At 65.1% G+C, this 7,535-nt stretch carries 2 protein-coding genes and 3 pseudogenes; 4 read left to right on the top strand and 1 reads right to left on the bottom strand.

Annotated features, from left to right (window positions below; all coding sequences use genetic code 11):
• Window positions 1–262 precede the first annotated feature (262 nt).
• Entirely contained in the window at window positions 263–847 is a 585-nt protein-coding gene (locus XpopCFBP1817_RS09365) for a gluconokinase (RefSeq protein WP_128416917.1), read from the bottom strand.
• 159 nt (window positions 848–1,006) lie between these two features.
• Between XpopCFBP1817_RS09365 and XpopCFBP1817_RS23975 the strand changes: the two genes are divergently transcribed.
• From XpopCFBP1817_RS23975 to XpopCFBP1817_RS09350, 4 genes and pseudogenes are all read left to right on the top strand, one after another.
• Window positions 1,007–1,153, top strand: coding sequence for a hypothetical protein (locus tag XpopCFBP1817_RS23975; protein ID WP_425479094.1), 147 nt, complete (start codon window positions 1,007–1,009; stop codon window positions 1,151–1,153).
• Window positions 1,117–1,782 (top strand): annotated as a pseudogene (locus XpopCFBP1817_RS09360) (MFS transporter); the annotation flags it as partial. The gene XpopCFBP1817_RS23975 and the pseudogene XpopCFBP1817_RS09360, both read left to right, overlap by 37 nt.
• A 54-nt stretch (window positions 1,783–1,836) precedes the next feature.
• Window positions 1,837–3,422: pseudogene (locus XpopCFBP1817_RS09355) on the top strand (GH36-type glycosyl hydrolase domain-containing protein); the annotation flags it as partial.
• Window positions 3,423–3,975: 553 nt separating this feature from the next.
• Window positions 3,976–7,426: pseudogene (locus XpopCFBP1817_RS09350) on the top strand (NahK/ErcS family hybrid sensor histidine kinase/response regulator).
• Window positions 7,427–7,535 lie beyond the last annotated feature (109 nt).

The following is a 7,535-nucleotide window of genomic DNA, read 5'->3' as shown; positions in this document are numbered from 1 at the left end:
GTGTTGGTAAAGCGCCGCTCGCCTTTGCGGCCATGCACATGGAGATCCAGCCACGGGTGACTGACAGCGATCCCAGCGCCCTAAGACATAAAAAACCTCCGCTATGGGCGAGGGGTCGAGCGCTCGCCTGCGGCTGCCCAGTCTGATCGTGACGAGTGCCGACTCCAGCAACTGTTCGGGCGTTCGGCGCTTCGCGCCATCTTCTCCCGCTGGGAGCAGGAACAATGCCGCCGAGCGCGCGCTCGGCGGTGAGCTCAGCGCGTCATGCGCTCTGAGGTGAGTGCGCAGCTTTTAGCACTGCATTGCCATCAATCAGCGTCAGCTGCGCGATCGCATCCTGCACCACCTCCGTCACCGTGGCGTCCACATCCACCGACACCACGTCGGCTTCGTCCAACGGCAATTCCAAGGTCTGCAATTGGCTATCCAGCAGGCTGGGCGGCATGAAGTGGCCGGCGCGTGCGCTCAGCCGTGCAGCGATGACGTGCGGGGCCGCGTGCAGGAACACAAAGCGCATCGGAATGCCGCTGCGGCGCAGCAATTGACGATGCGTCCCACGCAAACCCGAGAACGCCAACGCCACCGATTCGCCGGCATGCACACAGTCGCGCAAGGTGGCAGCCAGCAACTCCACCCACGGCACCCGGATCGCATCGGTGAGCGGTTGGCCTGCGGCCATCTGCGCGCGTGCGGCCACGCTGTGATAGTCGTCGGCATCCAGAAAGCGGTAGCCGTAATGCGCGGCCAGGGCCTGCGCAATGGTGGTCTTGCCGCTGCCTGAAACACCCATCACCACGATGGCCAGATGCGAAGCGGACGCAGGTGCGGTAGTTGCGGCGGTGTCCATCACGTCAGCTTATATCTCCGGATCGATTCGGGATGTTGCCGGATTTCACGTTGGCGGCAGCCGATGCGTGGTGGAGCGTCGGCGCTCCTTGCCAGGTGAGCGGGCCGCCCAGCGTAACGGCGCGCTCGGCCGGGTTCAACGCACTCTAAAGGTCTGCCGATGACGTCATCGCCTGCAACGTCTCCTGCATCGGCGCGCCTGCGCTGGCGTGAAAAGCTGGGCTACGGCACCGGCGATCTGGGCCTGAATCTTTACTGGGCCAACTTCTCCGCGTTCTTGCTGATCTTCTACATCGACACCCTATGATCACCATCGTGATGCGTGGTGGTGCGGGCGCGTATGACCTCAAGGACTACGTGCAGCGGCCGGAGTTGACCAGGCTATTTTTGGGCATGTATTCGGTGGCGTTGGCGGTGGGCACGCGGATCATGCGTTGCCGACCCGGCATTGGGACAAGCGCCGGCTGATGACCACCCTGATGGCGGTCGTTGGCGTCATGAGTTGCCTGATTTTTTATTCCCGCCGATGCGGTGTGGGCGATCTTTGCGTTGAACATGTTGATCGGGCTGGCCTTGGGGCCGACGTCACCGCTGGCGTTTTCGATGTATGCCGACAGCGCGGATGACACCGAATGGCGCACCGGCCGTCGCGCCACCGCAATGACGTTTGCGGCAGCCACGTTTTCGCAGAAGCTGGGCGGCGTCTTGGCATCGGCTGGCATTGCCTGGGTGCTGGCCGGCATGGGCTATGTGGCCAACACCGCGCAGTCTGCCGGCTCGTTGAACGGCATCGTATTGCTGCTGACGGTGATCCCGGGTGCGGTCGCGTTGCTGGCGGCCTGGACCTTGCATTTCTATCCGCTCGATGATGGCTTGTTGCGCCGCATCCAACACGCACTGGCCGCGCGCAAGCGCGACCAACAGGAGCACCGCTGACCGTGTCTGCAACGTCCATTGCCGATTCCGAGACAACGCCCAACGCCGACTGGCCTTAACCTGGAAGCCGATGCGGTAAGCGCGTATCGCGTCGCATTCGTGCCGGCGAAGGACGATGCGGAAATCGCCGCGCTGCGTGCGCGTTATCTGTCCGAGGCAGGCTTTGTCGCCGCTGCGCGCGACTACGCGCGGTAGCTGCACGGCGGGCAGGGCTGCGTGCAGATCGCAACGCCCGATCCGCCTTGGACAATCTGGTCAATCACTGGCTGCTGCGGCAGGTGTTCTCTCACGGCGGCATCAATCGCCTGACCACCGATCCGCACACGCGCAACTCTCTGCAGGGTCACATGGGCATGGCGTACCTGCAACCAGCCACCGCGCGCGCTGCGTTGCTGCAGGCCTTGTCGCAGCAGGAGCCCAGCGTCGCCATGCCTGACGGCATTTTGCAGGTGGAAGGCGCTGAGCTGAAATAGATCAACCAGGTGCCGCATACCGATCACTGCGTGTGGTTGCCGATCTTCCTGAGCGCGTATCTGGCCGACACCGGCGATGCCAGGGTGCTCGATGCGGTGGTGCACTCGCACGATGGACACGCGCTTAGCGTGGCCGAGCGTCTAGATGCGGCGATGCAATGGTTGCTGGATGCGCGCGATGCACGGGGTTTGAGTTTTATCGCACAGGGCGATTGGTGCGACCCGATGCACATGGTCGGTTGGCGCGGGAAGGGCGTCTGCGGCTGGCTGACCGTAGCCACTGCGTATGCGTTGCGGCTGTGGTCGGGCATTTGCGTCGCGCAGCGCCGCACTGCGCCGGCAGAGACATTTGCGCAGGCCGTGCACACGGTCAATGCCGACGCCAACCGTGCGTTGTGGGACGGCAACTGGTATGCGCGCGGCATCACCGACGACGGTGTGCGCTTCGGCATCGCCGAGGATGTGGAAGGCCGCATCTATCTCAATCCGCAGCGCGTTGCGCTCCTGGCCGGCACAGCCGATACAGCGCAGCGCGAGGCGTTGTTGGACGCGGTGCGCGAACAGCTGCATACGCCATACGTGCCGGTAATGCTGGCCCCGGCCTATACGCAGATGCGCGATGACGTGGGTCGGTTGACGCAGAAGTGGCAGGGCGCAGCGGAAAATGGTGCGCTCTACAACCACGCGGTGCCGTTCTATCTGTACAGCCCGTACCAGATCGGCGAGGCCGATCGCGCCTGGGAGATTTTGCGCGCGATGCTGCCCGGCCCTACCTGCGAGGACGTGCTGCAGCGCGGTCACTTGCCGGTGTCGCTTCCCAATCACTACCGCGGTGCCTGGCATCAGTCTCCGCGCACGGCCGGACGTTGGAGCCAGCTGTTCAACACGGGCACGGTGGCCTGGGTGTATCGCTGCGTGCTGGAAGGTTTGTTCGGGTTGGTCGGCGAGGGCGACGCACTGGCGATTCGCCTGCAGCTGCCTTTGCACTGGCCGCACGCGCAGGTGACGGGCCAGTTCCGCAGTGCGGACTTTGAAGTCACCATGACGCGCGAGCCGGGTCGCACAGCGGTGAAGGTGCTGGTGGATGGCGAGCTCTGCCCGGACCAACGCGTGCGCGGCATCGTCGCCGGCCTCACGTATCAGGTGCAGGTGCGCCTGCCCGGTTAGGAGCGGTAACAAAACGTAGCGAGCGCCTGCCTGGCGGTGAGCCAAATGGTTTCGTTTGCCGCATCTCGATAGATGCAGTCAAAAGCCGCGTTGGTCGCGTACGCGGTGCCCTCACCGCTCGCGGGACACGCCGTCAACCCCTCCCTGGGGGCTCGATGGCGGCATCCATGCCGCCAACGGTCCCGCAATCGGCGAAGACACCGCACCAGACAGTTTGCTGGCTGTTTATCGAAAACCATGCACACCGACCATTCTGACTGGCTCTTACCCGCCCACCGTTGCGGGACCTTACGCGGCATGGATGCCGCGTAAGAGCTGACAAGGATGTACTTGCAGCGTGTCCGGCGATGGTGGGCGGGCAAGGGCCCTGCAGCCAAGCCGCAGATCAGCCGCTCTGCAGCAGACGGGCCTGAAGGCGTTTTTTTGGCCGCTCCAAGAACGACACACAAGACGGCTTAGCGCCCCGCCAAGCTGACCTGTTGCGCTGTTGCGATCCCCACTCCCGATTCCCCACTGCGTAAACTCCCAGCTTGCATTGACCTGGGAACGCGCCTTGGTATCGAGCTGGATCCTGCTGCTGGTCTCAGTCGGCTATGCCGCGCTGCTGTTCGGGGTGGCGTGGTGGGGCGACCGCCGTCCGCTGTATCCGGAGCGGCCGTGGTTGCGGCCGGCGGTCTACAGCCTGGCGCTGGCGGTGTACTGCTCGTCGTGGACGTTCTACGGCGCGGTCGGCTCGGCGGTGCGCAACGGCATCGGCTATCTGCCGATCTATCTGGGCCCGCTGCTGTTGCTGTTGTTCGGCTGGCGCATCATCGAGCGGCTGGCGTGGATCGCACGCGCCGAAAACACCGTCTCCATCGCCGATTTCATTTCGTCGCGCTATGGCCGCTCGCGGCGGCTGGCGGCCTTGGTGGCGGTGATCGCGCTGGTCGGCATCGTTCCGTATCTGGCGCTGCAGTACAAAGCGGTGGCGATGAGCCTGGAAGTGTTGACCGGCCATAGCAGCGCCGGGCGCGGCATCTTTGCCGATCCGGCCTTGTATGTGGCATTGCTGATGGCGCTGTTTGCGACCTTGTTCGGCACCCGCCAGGTCGATGCCACCGAGCACCATCACGGCATGATGCTGGCGATCGCTTTGGAGTCGGTGATCAAGTTGATCGCCATCGTCGCGGTGGGTCTGTTCGCCTGGTTGTGGCTGAGCGACCACCATGTGCCCATCGCCGATTCGGCGCGAACCTTGTTCCAACACACGCCGTCGGTGGGGTTCATTTCGCAGACGCTGCTGAGCTTTCTGGCGGTGATCTGCCTGCCGCGCCAGTTCCATGTGGCGGTGGTGGAATGCAGCGATGTGGGCGACATCCGCCGCGCGCGCTGGTGGTTCGGCGCCTATCTGGTGATCATCTCGGCGATGGTGTTGCCGATCGCATCGGCCGGCGTTGCCTTGTTCGGCAAAGGCAGTGCGGTGGCCGACGATGCGATGGTGCTGGCGTTGCCACTGAGCCAGGGCAACACCGTCTTGGCGTTGGTGGCCTACGTGGGCGGGTTTTCGGCGGCCACCGGCATGGTGATCGTGGCCAGCATCGCGCTGGCCACCATGGTCAGCAACGACCTGGTGATGCCGGTGTTGCTGCGTCGCCGTGGCAGCGCCGATGCGCGTGCGGCGGTGGCCTCACGCGTGTTGTGGATTCGTCGCGTCGCCATCCTGCTGCTGGCGCTGGTTGCCTATGGCTACCACCGCAACGTGGCTAACGACACCACCTTGGCGACGTACGGCTTGATGGCATTCGCGGCGGTGGCGCAGTTCGCGCCGGGCGTGATCGGCGGGCTGTACTGGCGCGGCGCCAGCCGTAAGGGCGTGGAGACCGGCATGGTGCTCGGCTTCATGACCTGGATCTACACCTTGCTGCTGCCGGCGGCCACGCGTGCGGGCTGGATGCAGCCGGAGTGGTTGGTGGATGGCCCATTCGGCATCGCCTGGCTGCAGCCGCAGCAGCTGTTCGGCATGCGTGGCTGGGACCCGCTGGCGCACGGCACGTTCTGGTCGCTGCTGATCAACGTCGGCGCGCTGATGCTGGTGTCGGCGCGCTGGCGCCCCGGTGTGGACGAGCGCCTGCGCGCGGCGCCATTCCTGGACCCGTATGCGCAGCGCCCGGCAGTGGCCGGCGACTGGCCCGGCCATGTGCGCGTGGCCGACCTGCAGGCGCTGGCCGAGCGCGTGGTGGGCGAAGCGGCATGCGCATCGCGCGTTCGTCGATCAGGCGTTGCTGCTGGAACGCGAACTGCAGCCGACCGTGGTGGCCGACCGCGCCTGGGTACAGTTCACCGAGCGCTTGCTTGCCGCTTCGATCGGCGCCGCCTCCGCACGCCTGGTGCTGACCAGCCTGTTGCGCGGTTCGGGCATGGAGCTGGGCGAAGTGGTGGCGGTGCTCGACGAAGCCGGCCAGGAGCTGCGCTTCAATCGCGAAATCCTCTCCACCACGCTGGAAAACATCAGCGCGGCGGTCAGCGTGGTCGACCCGGACATGCGTCTGACTGCTTGGAATCGCCGCTACCAGCAGCTGTTCGGGTATCCGGACGGCATGTTGTACGTCGGCCGCCCCGTCGCCGATCTGATCCGCTACAACGCCGAGCGCGGCGAGTTGGGCGAGGGCGACACCGAAGACCAGATCGGTCGCCGTATCCGGCATCTGCGCGCCGGCTCGCCGCATGTGTTCGAACGCACCCGCAGCGATGGCAAGGTGATCGAAATGCGTGGGCAGGCGTTGCCCGGTGGCGGTTACGTCACCAGCTACAACGACATCACCGATTACAAACGCGCCGAGCGCGCGTTGCTGGACGCCAACGAAAACCTGGAGCAACGCGTGGCCGATCGCTCGCGCGAGGCCGAGCTGGCGCAGCAATCCAAGACGCGCTTTCTGGCCGCGATCAGCCACGACGTGCTGCAGCCGCTCAATGCCGCGCGCCTGTTTGCTTCTGCTTTGCGCGAGAGCCATCACAACAACGAAGAACAACGCCATCTGGCTGAACGTGTGGATGCCTCGTTGCGCGCGGCCGAAGAATTGCTCGATGGCTTGCTCGATGTCTCGCGTCTGGATGCCGGCGGGTTGCGGCCCACGGTTGAGGACTTCGATGCCAGCGCGCTGATGCACGAACTGGCCGCGCAGTACGCACCGGTGGCCTCCAGCCGCGGGTTGCAGTTGCAGGTGCATCGCCGCGCGTTGTGGGTGCGCAGCGACCGCCGCCTGCTGCGCCGGGTGATGCAGAACTTTCTCGCCAATGCGCTGCGCTATACGCGTCAGGGCCGCATCGTACTAGGCATGCGCGGGCGCGGCGACCAGGTGGAATTGCAGGTGTGGGACACCGGACCGGGCATTCCCGAGCACCATATGCGGCAGATTTTCGAAGAGTTCCGTCGTTATCAGCAGCCGTTCGATTGGGGCGAGCAGGGCTTGGGATTAGGCCTGTCGATCTGCCAACGCATCTCGCGCCTGCTCGATCACGATCTGAGTGCGCGCAGTCAGGTTGGCCGCGGCAGCATGTTCTCGATCCTGCTGCCACGCGTAGCCGCAGTGCCGGAGGCGCCCGTGTTGCCGGTGCTCGCCACACGCGCGTTGCCCAGCGGCGATTCGTTGGCCGGGTTGCGCGTGCTGTGCGTGGACAACGACCGCGAGATTCTCGACGGCATGTGCGCACTGCTCGGCCGCTGGCAGGTGGAGGTGATCACTGCCAGCACCGTGGATCAAGCGCTGGAACGCGCGCGCGAACAACCGGACCTGATGCTGGTGGATTACTACCTGCACGACCGGCTCGATGGCCTGGGCACGCTGGACGCGGTGCAGGCTGCCGCAACCGCACCGATTGCCGGCGCACTGCTCACTGCCGATGGCCGCGACGAACTCAAACAACTCGCGCGTGCGCGTGGCTATCGCTTGCTGACCAAACCGGTCAAGCCGGCCTCGCTACGCGCGTTCTTGAGCGCGCATCACGATGCGAAAAAGCGCTGACGGCTGCTCACTGCCCACTGCATCGTCGGAGCGTGCCTGCGCGCGATGGGGCGCTACCGATAACGCTTCATCGCGCGCAGGCACGCTCCGACGAAAAACCGTTGGCAGC

This window comes from Xanthomonas populi (assembly GCF_002940065.1).
GTDB classification, from domain to species: Bacteria; Pseudomonadota; Gammaproteobacteria; order Xanthomonadales; family Xanthomonadaceae; genus Xanthomonas; species Xanthomonas populi.
This window is presented reverse-complemented; position numbering and strand designations above follow the sequence as displayed.

What these genes read in the sequence shown, in the direction of transcription:
- XpopCFBP1817_RS23975 (WP_425479094.1), top strand. Translation starts at nt 1,007, where the DNA reads ATGACGTCATCGCCTGCAACGTCTCCTGCATCGGCGCGCCTGCGCTGG.
- XpopCFBP1817_RS09365 (WP_128416917.1), bottom strand. Translation starts at nt 847, where the DNA reads ATGGACACCGCCGCAACTACCGCACCTGCGTCCGCTTCGCATCTGGCC.